This is a genomic window from Devosia sp. Root436, from assembly GCF_001426345.1.
GTDB lineage: Bacteria > Pseudomonadota > Alphaproteobacteria > Rhizobiales > Devosiaceae > Devosia.
Map to the genome: position 1 here is coordinate 398,156 of NZ_LMEM01000010.1, position 15,074 is coordinate 413,229.

The window sequence follows — 15,074 nt, forward strand, 5'->3', positions numbered from 1 at the left end:
ACGTCCGCTTCACCCACCACGTCATTCCCGCTTTCGCGGGAATGACGCTGCGGTTGAAACAAATTCAGTGCCGGTTGAGCGGCGCTTAGGAAAGGACCAAAAATGGTCGAACTGATGCTCCCCAAGGCCGATCGCCCCGTAAAGGGCAAGACCTGGCCCAAGCCCGCCAATGCCAGCCGGCTGCGCGAGTATCACATCTATCGCTACGATCCCGACCAGGGCGCCAATCCGCGCATCGACACCTATTTCGTCGACCTCGACGATTGCGGCCCGATGATCCTGGACGGCCTGCTCTGGATCAAGAACAAGGTCGATCCGACCCTGACCCTGCGCCGCTCCTGCCGCGAGGGCATCTGCGGCTCCTGCTCGATGAATATCAACGGGCTCAACACCCTGGCCTGCACCAAGGGCATGGATGACTCCACCGGCCCCATCAAGATCTACCCGCTGCCGCATATGCCCGTGGTCAAGGACCTGGTGCCCGACCTCACCACCTTCTATGCCCAGCACCGCGCCATCGAGCCCTGGCTCAAGACCACCTCGCCGACCCCGGACAAGGAATGGACCCAGTCGGTGCCGCAGCGCGCCAAGCTCGACGGGCTCTATGAGTGCATTCTCTGCGCCTGCTGCTCCACCTCGTGCCCGAGCTATTGGTGGAATGGCGAAAAGTATCTCGGCCCGGCAGCCCTGCTGCAGGCCTATCGCTGGCTGATCGATTCGCGTGACGAGACCACGCAGGAACGGCTCGACGACCTCGAGGACCCGTTCAAGCTCTATCGCTGCCACACCATCATGAACTGCGCCAAGGTCTGCCCCAAGGGCCTCAACCCGGCCAAGGCCATCGCCGAAATCAAGAAAATGATGGTAGAACGCAAGGCAGCCTAGTCCGCCATCGACAAAGGCGACCTGACGCAACGGGACGGACGACTGCCTCGTTTGCCGGGTCTCGGCAAATACCAGGAGTTCGCCGCTGTGCCGTCACGCTTGCGCCAGGGGGCGTCCCAGCTTCCGCCAACTGCCAATCCCGTCCAGGCGCTGGAAGCGGGAATCGTCCTTAACCGGACGCAGAAGCTGTGGGATGAAGGGAAAATCCCCGAGGCCCTGCATGCCTGCAACGACATTCTCAAAACCGACCCAAATCATGCCGGCGCCCTCTACATGATGGGCATGCTGGCGCTGGAGCTCGGTGCGCTGGATATGGCCATCGGCAGCCTCGAGCGCGCGGCGGCCAGCTCGCCGGGCACGACCCGCATCCTGGTGGGCCTGGGGCAGGCGTTCGCCAAATCGGGACAGCCCGTCAAGGCGGCCGGTGTCTATACGAAAGCCCTGCAGCTCAGCCCCAATTCGGGCGCCGCCTATCGCGGGCTGGGGCTGGTGCAACTCGATCTCGATCAGCGCGGTAATGCGCTCAAGAGTTTCCGCAAGGCGCTCAAGATCAATCCCGATGACCAGTTCGCCACCTATATGCTGGCGGCCCTGGCCGACGCGGCGCCGGTTGCGCCGGAGGGGTATGTCCCGGCACTGTTCGATTCCTATGCCGAGCAGTTCGACCTCCATCTCACCGGCAAGCTGGGCTATCGCATCCCCGAAGAAATCGCCGAACTTGTCGGCACCCGCTATGCGGGCGACGCTATCGCCAGCGCGGTGGATCTGGGCTGCGGCACCGGTCTCGTCGGCGCGGCCTTGGGCGCGCGAGTCGCCGCGATCGACGGGGTGGACCTGTCGCCCAGGATGCTGGCCAAGGCGGCGGATCGCGGGATTTACCGAACCCTCAGGGAAGGGGACGCGACCGATATCCTTAACAGGGATGCCGGCTTTGCCGGCCCCTATGATCTGGCGACGGCAGCCGATGTGTTCATCTATATCGGCCGGCTCGAAGCCGCCTTTGCCGCGGTAAAGGCCCGCCTCGCGCCAAAGGGGCTTTTCGCCTTTTCGGTGGAAGTCGCCGATCAGGGGGAGGTGGACATCCGCAGCTCCGGCCGCTTCGTCCATTCGCACGCCTATATCGCCGGCCTCGCCGAGGCATTCGATTTCAGCATCGTGGAGCAAAAGGCGCTGATCATCCGCCAGGAAATCGACGTGCCGGTCCCCGGCACCCTCTATCTGCTGCGCAGCCGGTAATGATTAGAGTTCCTTGAGCGTGGGCTCCCTCTCCCCTGAGGGGAGAGGGTGGGGTGAGGGGTTCAGCGCTGGTGGAGGGTGAGATGCCTAAAGCGGCACTGAACCCCTCACCCGACCCTTCGGGTCGACCTCTCCCCTCAGGGGAGAGGTGACTTCCGCTCCAACAAAAACGGCGGGGCTTTCACCCCGCCGCATAAATCCGTCCCTGTCGTCGGGCCTATAGCCCGGCTTCGCTGGTCAGGATGATGGTCCCTGCCTCATAGGCGGCCTTGCAGTCGACGCTGTCGTGATACTCGTCGCTTTCCAGCAGCACCGAGGCTGCGTTCGGGCCTTCGAAGCGCGGGTCGTCACAGCGGTCGTCATTGGCATAGTCGGAGCTATTATCGCCGAACTCGATATGGCTGCTGTCATAAGGGGCGCCGGCGGCATATTCGGGCGAATAGACCTTGCGGATCGTCACCCTGCCTTCGGCTTCCAGGGCCTTGCAGTCGGTGGCGTCGCCATAGAGGTCATCGGTCAGAAGCTTCTTGTCGGTACCTTCGCCCATGAAGCGCAGGTCGTCGCATTCGCCGTCATTGGCCCATTTGCTCCAGTCGCTGCCATAGTCGAATGCGGCAACCGGGGTCGTGGGGCTTTCGCCATTATAGGTGGCGGTGCCGGCTTCGACCGCGGCGCGGCAGTCGGTGGCGTCATGGCCGAGATCGGCATCGAGCAGTTCGCCGGCAACGCCGGTGCCCGAAAAGCGTGGATCGTCGCATTCGCCGTCCTTGGACCACTGGCTGGTATCGTCGCCATAGGCGATATCGGCCGTGGCCGAGCCGCCGACAAAGCTCACCGTGCCGGCATCATAGGCCGCCTGGCAGTCGGTGGCGTCCTTGAGGATATCGGCATCGACCAGTTCGGCGGCCGAGCCGGTGCCCTGGAAGCGCGGGTCGTCGCATTCGCCATCATTGGCCCATTCGCTGGAATTGTCGCCGAAGTCGATGGCGGCCGTCGTCGTGGTCGCGGCGCCGGCATCCTTGAGCGTCACCGTGCCGGCGGCATAGGCGGCGCGGCAGTCGGTGGCGTCCTTGCGCAGGTCGGCATCGATGGTTTCGGCGGCCGAGCCGGTGCCTTCGAAGCGCGGATCGTCGCATTCGCCGTCATTGTTCCATTCGCTGCTGTCGTCGCCGAAGTCGATGGCGTCGATCGCCGTGGCAATGGTCACGTCGGCGGGCGTGGTGCCGCCCTGCTTGAATGTCACGGTACCGGCCTCGAGCGCGGCGCGGCAATCATTGGCGTCCTTGAGGATATCGGCATCGACCAGTTCGGCGGCCGAGCCGGCGCCCTCGAAGCGTGGATCGTCGCATTCGCCGTCATTGGACCACTGGCTGGAATTGTCGCCGAAGTCGATATCGGCGGCGACGGGCGTGGTTGCGCCGCCGGCCAGTGCCACCGTGCCGGCTTCGAAGGCCGTACGGCAGTCGGTGGCGTCCTTGCGGATATCGGCATCGACCAGTTCGGCAGCCGATCCGGCGCCCTCGAAGCGCGGATCGTCGCATTCGCCGTCGTTGGACCACTGGCTCGAATCGTCGCCGAAGTCGATATCGCCGGTAACGGCGGTGGTGACTGGCGGCGGGTTTTTCTTGTTGTCGAGCTTTTGCGCCATGGCCGGAGCCGCCAATCCGGCGGCCAGCACCACGGCCAGCACCGCTCCCCCCAAAACCTTTTGCAACGCGTTCATCGGTCGTCCCTTCCCAGATGTATGCCGCAAGTCGTGGCTGGACATTACAGCGGCTTTGCGGCGGCCAAAAGCCACCACCGAAAGATTCAGCTGGCCTGCCGCGCCCGTCGCTCGGCGCGGGCAAACAGCACCGATCCTAGCAGAACCAGCGCCGTGCCCACCCCATGAAACAGGGTGAAGGGTTCGGAAAGCACGATGACGGCAATGACAATTGTCACCACCGGCCCGAAGGCGGCGGTGGAGGAGGTGGCCCGCGCCCCGATCCGCGCCATGCCGGCATTCATCAGGAAGCTGGGCAATACGGTGCCCAGCACGCCCAGGGCCAGCCCATAGGCCCAGAGCTGGGGGCTCAGCGCCAGGTAGCTTTGCGGACCCGCGATGATCAGGTTCTGTGCAATGGCGCAGACCGCCGCCGTCGACATGCCGATGCAGGTGAACAGCGCCGAGCCCAGCACCAGCATCTGTCTTTTGGCCAGGTGCTGGTAGATCGCGAAGGTGATGGCCGAGCCCAGCACCAGCAGGGTGCCGATGACGATGCCGTCGGGGTCGACAGCCAGGTTCCAGCCGAAGATCACCAGCAGCCCGCCATAGCTCACCAGCATGGAAGGTACCACGCCCCAGACCATGCGGTCGCCGAAGAACCAGACACCGAACAGCACCACGAAGAACGGATAGGTGAACAGCACCAGCCGCTCATATTGGGCGGTGACGTGATTGAGCCCGAGGAAATCGAGATAGCTCGACAAGTAATAGCCCAGGATGCCGATGGCCATGCTCGACAGCACCAGCCTGGGCGTCAGCGCGCCGACGAACTTGTCCCCCCGCCTGATGATGGTGAGCAGAATGACCAGGTAGACCGGCAAGGCCACCAGCATGCGCAGGCTCAGCAGCATTTCGGTAGAGACGCCGAGCCCATAGGCGAGCTTGATGAAAATGCCTTTGGTGGAAAACAGGATCGCCCCCGCCACGGCAAGGCCGTAGCCGACGGGGTCGTTGATGCTGGCGGGCGCGGTGACAGTCATAACCTGTTGATAGGACTGCAAAGGCGTGTCGCACAAGGCGGCGAAAGCGCTAACCGTTCGGTGGGGGTGGTGACACAAATGCTAACAGTGTGCTGACATCTAGCCGCGCGGATGCGCCTTGCGGTAGCTCTCGAGCAAGCGGTCGGTATCCACCGCCGTATAGATCTGCGTGGTCGAGAGGCTGGCGTGACCCAGCAGTTCCTGGATGGCGCGTAAATCGCCGCCCCGGCTCAATAAATGCGTTGCAAATGAATGCCTTAACGCATGCGGCGTGGCCGAGGGCGGCAGGCCCAGCGCGCTGCGCAGCTGTACCATCCGCATCTGGATCAGCCGCGGCGACAGCACCCCGCCCTTGACGCCGCGGAACAGCGGCTCCTCGGGCCAGGACTTGAAGGGACAGAGCTCCAGATAGAGGTCGATCGACCGTCGCACCGCCTCGATCAGCGGTACCAGCCTGGTCTTGCCGCCCTTGCCGGTGATCCGCAGAACCTGGGCTTCGAGGTCTCCCGAGGTCAGCGCCAGCGCTTCGGAAATACGCAGGCCCGCGCCATAGCACAGCGCCAGCACCGCCATGTCGCGCGCCGCCACCCAGGGGCGCTCCTCCTCCATTTGCTCAGTCGCGGCAATGGTTTGCCGCGCTTCGATCACGGTCAGCGCCTTGGGCAGGCTCTTGGGCAATTTGGGGGTGCGGATGACATTGAGCGCCTCGCTCGCCACCACGCCTTCGCGCTCGAGAAAGCGGAAAAAGCTCTTGAGCGCCGACAGCACCCGCGCCAGCGAGCGCGAGCCCAGGCTCTCGCTGCGGCGCTGCGCCATGAAGGCCCGGATATCGGCGCCCCGCAGCTCTTTCAGCGTCGCCAGCGTCACCGGCCCGCCGGCATGACCGGCCAGAAAGCTCAGGAACTGGTCGACATCGCGGCCATAGGCTTCGAGCGTATTGGCCGACAGCCGGCGCACCGAGCCCAGTTCACGCTGCCAGGCGGCAAGCTGGGCACGGATGAATTCGTCGGTGGCAAAGGCGGAATCGACCATGGGGGCAGTCTCGGCCGGTGCGGTAAACCCTGTCTTAACCTAGCGGCAATGCGGGCCAAAATCGGGTCGCTGGCTGGGCGGCAGGCCCAGGTCGTCATAAAGCCGCGGCGGCAATTGCTGTGGCAGGCGCCGGCGCCGCAGCGCCTGCTGCAACAGGCTGTAGAGACTGGCCTTTTTGGCGATGGTCACGAGATCCTCGCTCAGCGGCAGGCGATCGATCATCTGGGACATGGCATGCTCCTCTGCTTGGAAAGACAGGATGCGCCCGCTCCCTGACAGGGCCTGTCAGCAGCGCGTCTGTGGCGCAAATGCACCAGAGCGCGCGGCCTGTTCCCGGCCGGCCTACACGCTGGCGTGAGCGGGCTTTCGCGCGCGAAACGGGCGCGCTATGGCGGGATATGACGTGTCTCCCCAACATTGCCGCCCTGATCGTGGGCGCGCAGATCGTGCTGCCGCCCGAATTGCGGCCGCCTCGGCTGGCCTGAAGCGTTTCGGTATTCGCCAGTCCTTTCCGCGGCTCTTCGGCCGCCTCTCCGAGTGTTCCAACATGACCAGCCTTTCCCTTGGCCGCCGCCAGTTCATGGCCGGCGCCGCCAGTCTTTCCGCCCTGGCCCTTGCGGGATGTGCGACCACGAGCCCGCGTATCACCGTGCCCGCCGCCCCGGTCCGCCATGGCGTTCCCGCCGATGTGCAGCTGATGTATGGCCCGGTCTACGACGAGCCCTTCCCGCTGCGCGCCGCCGACATGTCGCTGGTCGATCCGATCTACTGGCGCCAGCAGGTGATCGATCCGACCGGCGAGCAGCCCGGCACCATCGTCGTCGATACGGCCAACCGTTTCCTTTATCACGTGGGCGCGGATGGCCTCGCGACCCGCTATGGCGTGGGTATCGGCCGGGCTGGCTATGCCTGGTCGGGCCGTGCCCATATCGCCTATAAGCGCGCCTGGCCGACCTGGACGCCGCCATCCGAAATGATCGGCCGCCAGCCCGAGCTGGAGCCTTACCGTCATGGCATGGAGCCGGGCGTGGGCAATCCGCTGGGCGCGCGCACGCTCTATATCCACCAGGGCAATGTCGATACGATCTACCGCATCCACGGCAATCCCGACGAGCGTTCCATCGGCCAGGCGGTGTCGAGCGGCTGCGTGCGCCTGCTGCAGCAGGACATCATCCACCTCCATGACGCAGTGCGGGTCGGGTCGACGCTGGTCGTCGTCTAGGGCGTTTCCAGCAGAAGTGGTCCCGGTTCTGCGGTTCGGGAACGCGACAACAAGGAACAGCCGGGGCTGGCAGAATCACTTGCGCTCCCTATGTTCGGATGCGAACAGAACGGGCACAAATGGAAGAGCGTCCAGACATCGTCGCCGTCATGGTGGGGGTCGCCGTCGAAGGCCCCTACAGTTATCGCGTTCCACCGGGCATGGTGGTGACGCGCGGCTCGATCGTGGCCGTGCCGCTGGGCCCGCGGCTGACTTTGGGCGTGGTCTGGGGCCAGCCCCGGGACCTGGTGGCGCATAACCGGCTGCGCGATATTGCCATCGCCTATGACATTCCCCCGCTCAGCGAGGAATTGCTCAAGCTGGTGGACTGGGTGGCGCGTTATACGCTGGCGACGCCGGGAATGGTGCTGCGCGCCGTGCTGCGCTCCACCGAAGCGCTCGATACGCCGCGTCCGGTCGTCGCCTATCGCCGCACCGGGCATGAGCCGGAAAAGCTCACCCCGGCGCGGCTGCGCGTGCTCGATACATTGCTGGACGACATGGCCTGGCCCAAGCCGGCCTTGATCGGCGCCACCGGCGTTTCCCCCTCGGTCATCGACGGGCTGGAGCGGGCAGGGGCAGTGGAACGGCTCGAAATGCCGCCGCCGCCCGTGGTGTTGCCGCCCGATCCGGAGGCCGCCATCGCCACGCTGTCGGCAGCCCAGCAACAGGCGCTGGATGAAATCACCGCGCTCGATCCGCACCAGTTCGGCGTCGCTTTGCTCGATGGCGTTACCGGAGGCGGCAAGACCGAGGTGTTCTTCGAGGCGGTGGCCGATACCCTTCGCGCCGGGCGACAAGCGCTGATCCTCTTGCCCGAAATCGCCCTCACCAACACCTTCATCGCCCGCTTTACCAAGCGCTTCGGCACCAAGCCGGCCGAATGGCATTCCGACATGACGCCGGCGCAGCGCGCCAAAGTCTGGCGCGGCGTGCTCGACGGCTCGGTACGCGCCGTTGTGGGCGCCCGATCGGCGCTGTTCCTGCCCTTTCGCGAACTGGGTATGCTGGTGCTCGATGAGGAGCATGACGGCGCCTACAAGCAGTCCGACGGGGTCAATTACCACGCCCGCGACATGGCGGTGGTGCGCGCCCATCTCAGCAATGCCCGTGTCATCCTCTCTTCGGCCACGCCATCGGTCGAAACCCGCAACAATGCCAATGCCGGGCGCTATGCCCATGTGCTGCTGACGTCGCGCTTTGCCGAAGCGGCCATGCCCAATATCACGGCCATCGACATGCGGGTGGATGGCCCGGAAAAGGGCCAGTGGATCGCCCCGCAACTGGCGCGCGAAGTCTTCGCGGCGCTCGATCGCGGCGAGCAGGCTTTGCTGTTCCTCAACCGGCGCGGCTATGCCCCGCTGACGCTGTGCAAATCCTGCGGCCATCAATATCAATGCCCGGACTGTTCGGCCTGGATGGTGGAGCATCGTTTCCGTGGCGTCCTCATGTGCCACCATTGCGGGCATGAGGTGAAAACGCCCAAGGCCTGCAGCCAGTGCGGCGATACCGAAAGCCTCATCGCCGTCGGCCCCGGCATCGAACGGATCGCCGAGGAGACCGCTGCGCGCTTTCCCGACGCGCGGCGGGTGATTCTCTCCTCCGACATGGGCAGCAATGCCCAGTTGCGCGAGCGCTTCGCCGAAATCGAGCGGGGCGAGTTCGACCTCATCATCGGCACCCAGCTCGTTTCCAAGGGCCATCATTTCGAAAAGCTCTCGGTGGTAGGCGTGCTCGATGCCGATCTGGGCCTGGCGCATGGCGACCCGCGCGCCGCCGAAAAGACCTTCCAGATCCTGACCCAGGTGGCGGGACGCGCCGGACGCGCCTCGAAGACCGGCAAGGCGTTCCTGCAGACCTATCACCCTGATCATCCGGTGATGCGGGCCATGGTGTCAGGCGACCGGGAGGCCTTCTATGCCCATGAGCTGACGGCGCGCGAAGCCGGCGGCCTGCCACCCTTCGGACGGCTCGCGGCGCTCATCGTTTCGGCCAATGAGCATGAGGTGGCGATGGGCTATGCCAGAAAGCTGCTTTCGGTGGCGCCTATGGCCGATGGCGTCCGCCTGTTCGGACCGGCCGATGCACCGGTTGCCATGGTTCGCGGGCGCCATCGCGTGCGATTGCTGGCCCAGTCGGGCAAGGATTTCGACCTCAGCGGCTATGTGCGGTTCTGGCTCGGATCGGCGGAAAAAGTCAGCGGCAACCTGCGCGTACAGGTCGATATCGATCCGATGAGCTTCATGTAGCGGCGCGACGTAAGGTGGCGCCCGCAAGGTATTATTTACCTTTGGAGCCCAAAGTGGGGCCAGCCACGGAGTGATGACCGAGGCTAGCGGCGGGCGGTGTGCTTACCCAGCCATCCCAACCGCCCGCTGCGCCCCTTATCCGGTCAGAAGACCGGGAGCGATCAGAAGATCACCCAGACATAATGCGAGCACATGTCTTAAGCCTTCGTAACCACGGAGGCAGCTGGCACATATCTGTGCGTCCGCAGTTCCCAGGCGATCCGCGCCGCTGCCGCCATTCGGGCATGGCTCTCCCGGTCTTCTCGCCTCAAATCGCTCCACTGGAGCCGGCTCGACGCCTGCGACACTTTCGCCACATTTGAATCGGGGCGCCAAGCCTTGCAAGCCGCTCGGGCCTTGTGCTAGAGCGAGCGCGACTTTGAAGGGGTCTCCGGACGGCCCCTTTTCCAGACAAGAACAAGCGTCGGCAACCGCCCGGGTTTCCCCAATAGAAACAGGGCGGAGAAGCGGGCAGGCAACCTAGAGGGTGTAGCGGCATTGGCAGCGCAGAATTCAGTGCTTACCCAGATCGCCCGGCCATATGCGTCGGCACTGTTCGACCTCGCCGAGAGCGAGAACCAATTGGCATCGGTCGAGACGTCGCTCTCGGACGTATCCCGCCTTATCGGGGAAAGCGCCGACTTCGCGCGCTTCCTGCGCTCGCCGGTCATATCGGGCGACGACAAGGCCGAGGCGCTCGATGCGCTGCTCGCCAAGGGCAAGACCAATGCGCTGGTCGCCAATTTCCTCAAGCTCATCGCTCGGAACGGGCGGCTGTTCGCGCTTGACGCCATCATCGCGGGTTTCCGCGAGCTGGCCGCAAAGGCGCGCGGGGAAGTCACGGCCGACGTGACTTCGGCCAGCCCGCTCAGCGCCGCCCAGGTCAAGTCGCTGGCCGAGACGCTCAAGGGCAAGATCGGCAAGACCGTTACGCTCAACCAGTTTGTCGACCCGTCGCTGATCGGCGGCCTTCAGGTGAAGGTCGGATCGCAGATGATCGACTCTTCACTCAAGACGAAATTGACCGCGATGAAGATCGCCATGAAAGAGGTCGGATAAATGGACATCAAAGCCGCGGAAATCTCTGCGATCCTCAAGGACCAGATCAAGAATTTCGGCCAGGAAGCCCAGGTTTCCGAAGTCGGTCAGGTGCTTTCCGTCGGTGACGGTATTGCCCGCGTCTATGGCCTCGACAATGTGCAGGCCGGTGAACTCGTCGAGTTCCCGGGCGGCGTCAAGGGCATGGCCCTCAATCTCGAAACCGACAATGTCGGCGTCGTGATTTTCGGCAATGACCGCGCCATCAAGGAAGGCGACGTCGTCAAGCGGACCGGTTCCATCGTGGATACCCCCGTCGGCAAGGGCCTGCTGGGCCGCGTGGTCGATGGCCTGGGCAACCCGATCGACGGCAAGGGTCCGATCGAGCATACCGAACGCCGCCGCGTCGACGTCAAGGCGCCGGGCATCCTGCCGCGCAAGTCGGTGCATGAGCCCATGTCGACCGGCCTCAAGTCGATCGACGCGCTGATCCCGATCGGCCGTGGCCAGCGCGAGCTGATCATTGGTGACCGCCAGACCGGCAAGTCGGCGATCATTCTCGACACCTTCCTCAACCAGAAGCCGGCCCACGACGCCAATGCGTCGGAAACCGACAAGCTCTACTGCATCTACGTCGCTATCGGCCAGAAGCGCTCGACGGTTGCCCAGTTCGTGCGCCAGCTCGAAGAAGCCGGTGCGCTGCAGTATTCCGTCGTGATCGCCGCCACCGCGTCCGATCCGGCGCCGCTCCAGTACATCGCGCCCTTTACCGGCTGCGCCATCGGCGAGTTCTTCCGCGACAATGGCATGCATGCCGTGATCGCCTATGACGATCTGACCAAGCAGGCCGTCGCCTATCGCCAGATGAGCCTGCTGCTGCGTCGTCCGCCGGGCCGCGAAGCCTATCCGGGCGACGTGTTCTACCTCCATTCCCGCCTGCTCGAGCGCGCCGCCAAGCTGAACGAAGACCACGGTCTGGGTTCGCTCACGGCTCTCCCGGTCATCGAGACCCAGGCCAACGACGTGTCGGCCTATATTCCGACCAACGTGATCTCGATCACCGATGGCCAGATCTTCCTCGAGACCAACCTGTTCTTCCAAGGCATCCGCCCCGCCGTGAACGTGGGTCTCTCTGTGTCGCGCGTGGGCTCCTCGGCTCAGGTCAAGGCGATGAAGCAGGTTGCCGGCTCGCTCAAGGGCGAACTGTCGCAGTATCGCGAAATGGCCGCCTTCGCCCAGTTCGGTTCGGACCTCGACGCCGCCACGCAGCGCCTCCTGAACCGTGGCGCCCGTCTCACCGAACTGCTCAAGCAGCCCCAGTTCTCCCCGCTCAAGACGGAAGAACAGGTTGCGGTGATCTTTGCCGGCGCCAACGGCTATCTCGACTCGCTGCCGGTCAACAAGGTTGCCGATTTCGAGAAGACGGTGCTGAGCGCCATGCGCGGCAAGCATGCCGACCTGCTCAAGACCATTGCGACCGAGAAGGCCTTGTCCGACGACTCGCGGGCCAAGCTCAAGGCAGCTTTGGACGATATCAAGAAGACCTACGCGGCCTAAGGGCTTGAAGGAGACGACGTCATGCCGTCGCTAAAGGACCTCAAGAACCGCATCGACTCGGTCAAGTCGACCCAGAAGATCACCAAGGCCATGCAGATGGTCGCGGCGGCCAAGCTCCGTCGCGCCCAGGAAGCGGCCGAGGCGGCACGCCCTTATGCCGAGCGCATGGGCAAGGTTCTGGCCGCGCTGGGCGCCGTCTATGACGGGCAGGAAAATGCTCCGGTGCTGCTGGGCGGCACGGGCAAGGACCAGGTGCATCTGCTGGTGGTCGCCACCGGCGAGCGGGGCCTCGCCGGCGGCTTCAACTCCTCGATCGCGCGGCTGGCCCGCGAGCATGCCGCCAAGCTGCTCAGCCAGGGCAAGACCGTCAAGATCCTGACCGTTGGCCGCAAGGGCAACGACATTCTCAAGCGCCAGTATCCGTCCAATATCGTCGATACCTTCAACTTCCGCGAGATCAAGCAGGTCGGGTTCACCCAGGCCCAGCAGGTGGCGGACAAGGTGCTGGCCATGTTCAATGCCGGCGAATTCGACGTGGCGACACTCTATTTCGCCAAGTTCGGCAGCGTGATCAGCCAGGTGCCGACGGCCCAGCAGTTGATCCCCGCAAAGCTCGAAAAGCAGGCCGGGGAAGGCGATGTCGCCGCATCGGCCGTGCCCTATGAATACGAGCCGAGCGAAGAAGCCATCGTCGAAGACCTGCTGCCGCGCAATATCTCGGTGCAGATCCTGAAGGCCCTGCTGGAAAACTCCGCCTCGTTCTATGGCGCGCAGATGTCCGCCATGGACAATGCGACCCGGAATGCCGGCGAAATGATCGGCCAGCTGCAGTTGAGCTACAACCGGCAGCGCCAGGCGCAGATCACCAAAGAACTCATCGAAATCATTTCGGGCGCGGAAGCGCTCTAAGCGAAGGACAAACAAATGGCAGAGAAAAAGGCCGGTCGCGTATCGCAGGTCATCGGTGCTGTCGTGGACGTCACGTTCGACGGTCACCTGCCGGCGATCCTCAACGCACTCGAAACCACCAATAATGGCCAGCGCCTGGTGCTGGAAGTGGCGCAGCATCTCGGCGAAAACGCCGTGCGCACCATCGCCATGGACACTACGGAAGGCCTGGTGCGCGGCGCCGAAGTGATCGACCTGGGCGGCGCCATCTCCGTGCCGGTCGGCGAAGCCACCCTGGGCCGCATCATGAACGTCATCGGCGAGCCGATCGACGAAGCCGGTCCGATCTCGGGCGAAGCCAGGCGCGAAATCCACCAGGACGCGCCCAGCTTTGCCGAGCAGAACCCGGAAAGCCAGGTGCTGGTCACCGGCATCAAGGTGGTGGACCTGATCGCTCCCTATGCACGCGGCGGCAAGATCGGCCTGATGGGCGGCGCCGGCGTGGGCAAGACCGTGCTGATCCAGGAACTGATCAACAACGTCGCCAAGGCGCATGGTGGTTATTCGGTGTTCGCGGGCGTCGGTGAACGCACCCGCGAAGGCAACGATCTCTACCACGAAATGATCGAATCGGGCGTGAACAAGGACCCCCATGAGAATGGTGGCTCGGCCGCCGGTTCGAAATGCGCCCTGGTGTTCGGCCAGATGAACGAGCCCCCCGGTGCCCGTGCCCGCGTTGCTCTCACCGGCCTCACCGTCGCCGAGAACTTCCGCGACCAGGGCCAGGACGTGCTGTTCTTCGTGGACAACATCTTCCGCTTCACCCAGGCCGGCGCCGAAATGTCGGCTCTGCTGGGCCGCATCCCCTCCGCCGTGGGTTACCAGCCGACGCTGGCGACCGACATGGGCGCGATGCAGGAACGCATCACCACCACCAACAAGGGCTCCATTACCTCGGTGCAGGCCGTGTACGTGCCCGCCGACGACTTGACCGACCCGGCGCCGGCGACCTCGTTCGCCCACTTCGACGCCGTGACCGTGCTGAACCGCGCCATCTCGGAAAAGGGTATTTACCCGGCCGTGGACCCGCTGGCCTCCAACTCGCGCATTCTCGATCCGCTGACCGTCGGTCAGGAGCATTACGAAGTCGCCCGCCGCGTTCAGGAAGTGCTGCAGAAGTACAAGGCGCTGCAGGACATCATCGCCATCCTGGGCATGGACGAGCTCTCCGAAGAAGACAAGCTGACCGTGGCGCGCGCGCGCAAGGTCGAGCGCTTCATGAGCCAGCCCTTCGACGTGGCCGAAGTGTTCACCGGCTCGCCCGGCGTGTTCGTGCAGCTCGAAGACACCATCAAGGGCTTCAAGGGCCTGGTGGCGGGCGAATACGATCACCTGCCCGAAGCCGCCTTCTACATGGTCGGCACCATCGAAGATGCCGTCAAGAAGGCCCAGAAGCTTGCGGCCCAGGCGGCCTAAGCTTTGACAATCGGGCTTGCCGCACGCGGCGAGCCCCACTCTCCTTAAGGGACCAAGACAATGGCTGAAGGCCTCAAGATCGAGATCGTGTCGCCCGAGCGGCTGGTGCTGTCGGAAGTCGTGACCTCGGTCACCGTGCCCGGCACCGAAGGCTATTTCACCGTGATGGACGACCACGCGCCGTTCATGACGACGCTGCGTCCCGGCTTCATCACCGTGAACGGCCTTGACGGGCAGGATGCCATCTATTTCGTCAAGGGCGGCTTTGCCGATGTCTCGCCGGATGGCCTGACCATCCTGGCCGAGCGCTCGGTGCCGGTGGCCGAATTCGACCACACCGACCTCGCCGCCCAGATCAAGGCGGCCGAGGCCGAGCTGGCCGCTGCCGCGACCCCGGAAGACAAATCCTACGCCCAGGAAGTGGTCAGCGCCCTGCTGAACCTGGCCATCGAAGCCGGCCAGATCAACGGCAGCCATATTCACTAAGGCATACTGCCATCGCAGTTTCGGCGCCCGTGGACCCCGGTCCGCGGGCGCTTTGTTCTTGCGGGTTGACATTGCCGCCATCGAGCAGACGGAAGCCCAGGCCAGTGAACTGGACCGTATCATCGAGGTCTTCACCCTGGATGGCGCCATTCCGGCCAAAGACGCGCGCCGCGCCGCCTGAC

Annotated in this window: 14 protein-coding genes; 10 read left to right on the forward strand and 4 right to left on the reverse strand. The window is 64.4% G+C overall.

Annotated elements, in window-relative coordinates:
* The first annotated feature begins 102 nt into the window (after nt 1-102).
* Entirely contained in the window at nt 103-885 is a 783-nt protein-coding gene (locus tag ASD04_RS10810; protein WP_056256388.1) for a succinate dehydrogenase iron-sulfur subunit, read from the forward strand.
* Nucleotides 886-972: 87 nt separating this feature from the next.
* Entirely contained in the window at nt 973-2,121 is a 1,149-nt protein-coding gene (locus ASD04_RS10815) for a tetratricopeptide repeat protein (RefSeq protein WP_156461207.1), read from the forward strand.
* 217 nt (nt 2,122-2,338) lie between these two features.
* Here ASD04_RS10815 and ASD04_RS19705 read toward each other — a convergent pair whose 3' ends face one another.
* From ASD04_RS19705 to ASD04_RS10835, 4 genes are all read right to left on the reverse strand, one after another.
* Entirely contained in the window at nt 2,339-3,844 is a 1,506-nt protein-coding gene (locus tag ASD04_RS19705; RefSeq protein ID WP_056256393.1) for a hypothetical protein, read from the reverse strand.
* A gap of 86 nt (nt 3,845-3,930) precedes the next feature.
* A complete protein-coding gene (locus ASD04_RS10825; RefSeq protein ID WP_056256398.1) occupies nt 3,931-4,866 on the reverse strand; it encodes a DMT family transporter in 936 nt (311 codons plus the stop codon).
* Between the two features lie 99 nt (nt 4,867-4,965).
* The gene (locus ASD04_RS10830; protein ID WP_056256401.1) at nt 4,966-5,898 is read right to left on the reverse strand and encodes a tyrosine recombinase XerC; all 933 of its coding nucleotides are present in this window, start codon (nt 5,896-5,898) and stop codon (nt 4,966-4,968) included.
* 39 nt (nt 5,899-5,937) lie between these two features.
* Nucleotides 5,938-6,129: a hypothetical protein gene (locus tag ASD04_RS10835; protein ID WP_056256404.1), complete on the reverse strand. Its 192-nt coding sequence runs from the start codon at nt 6,127-6,129 to the stop codon at nt 5,938-5,940.
* 316 nt (nt 6,130-6,445) lie between these two features.
* Between ASD04_RS10835 and ASD04_RS10840 the strand changes: the two genes are divergently transcribed.
* The 8 genes from ASD04_RS10840 (at nt 6,446) to ASD04_RS19985 (ending at nt 15,073) form a co-directional block, all read left to right on the forward strand.
* Nucleotides 6,446-7,120, forward strand: coding sequence for a L,D-transpeptidase (locus ASD04_RS10840; RefSeq protein ID WP_056256407.1), 675 nt, complete (start codon nt 6,446-6,448; stop codon nt 7,118-7,120).
* Nucleotides 7,121-7,239: 119 nt separating this feature from the next.
* The gene (locus tag ASD04_RS10845) at nt 7,240-9,408 is read left to right on the forward strand and encodes a primosomal protein N' (protein WP_082531146.1); all 2,169 of its coding nucleotides are present in this window, start codon (nt 7,240-7,242) and stop codon (nt 9,406-9,408) included.
* A 537-nt stretch (nt 9,409-9,945) separates the two neighbouring features.
* Nucleotides 9,946-10,506, forward strand: coding sequence for a F0F1 ATP synthase subunit delta (locus tag ASD04_RS10850; RefSeq protein ID WP_056256413.1), 561 nt, complete (start codon nt 9,946-9,948; stop codon nt 10,504-10,506).
* The gene (gene atpA / locus ASD04_RS10855; protein WP_056256416.1) at nt 10,507-12,042 is read left to right on the forward strand and encodes a F0F1 ATP synthase subunit alpha; all 1,536 of its coding nucleotides are present in this window, start codon (nt 10,507-10,509) and stop codon (nt 12,040-12,042) included.
* A gap of 21 nt (nt 12,043-12,063) precedes the next feature.
* Nucleotides 12,064-12,951 carry a F0F1 ATP synthase subunit gamma gene (locus ASD04_RS10860; RefSeq protein ID WP_056256419.1) on the forward strand — a complete coding sequence of 296 codons (888 nt, stop codon included), beginning with the start codon at nt 12,064-12,066 and terminating at the stop codon, nt 12,949-12,951.
* A 15-nt stretch (nt 12,952-12,966) separates the two neighbouring features.
* Nucleotides 12,967-14,406: a F0F1 ATP synthase subunit beta gene (atpD, locus tag ASD04_RS10865; RefSeq protein WP_056256422.1), complete on the forward strand. Its 1,440-nt coding sequence runs from the start codon at nt 12,967-12,969 to the stop codon at nt 14,404-14,406.
* A gap of 60 nt (nt 14,407-14,466) precedes the next feature.
* On the forward strand, nt 14,467-14,892 hold the full coding sequence (locus ASD04_RS10870) for a F0F1 ATP synthase subunit epsilon (RefSeq protein WP_056256424.1): 426 nt from the start codon (nt 14,467-14,469) through the stop codon (nt 14,890-14,892).
* Between the two features lie 58 nt (nt 14,893-14,950).
* Nucleotides 14,951-15,073 (forward strand): hypothetical protein, encoded by a 123-nt coding sequence (locus ASD04_RS19985; protein ID WP_280137675.1) that lies wholly within the window; start codon nt 14,951-14,953, stop codon nt 15,071-15,073.
* The last annotated feature ends 1 nt before the right edge of the window (nt 15,074 follow it).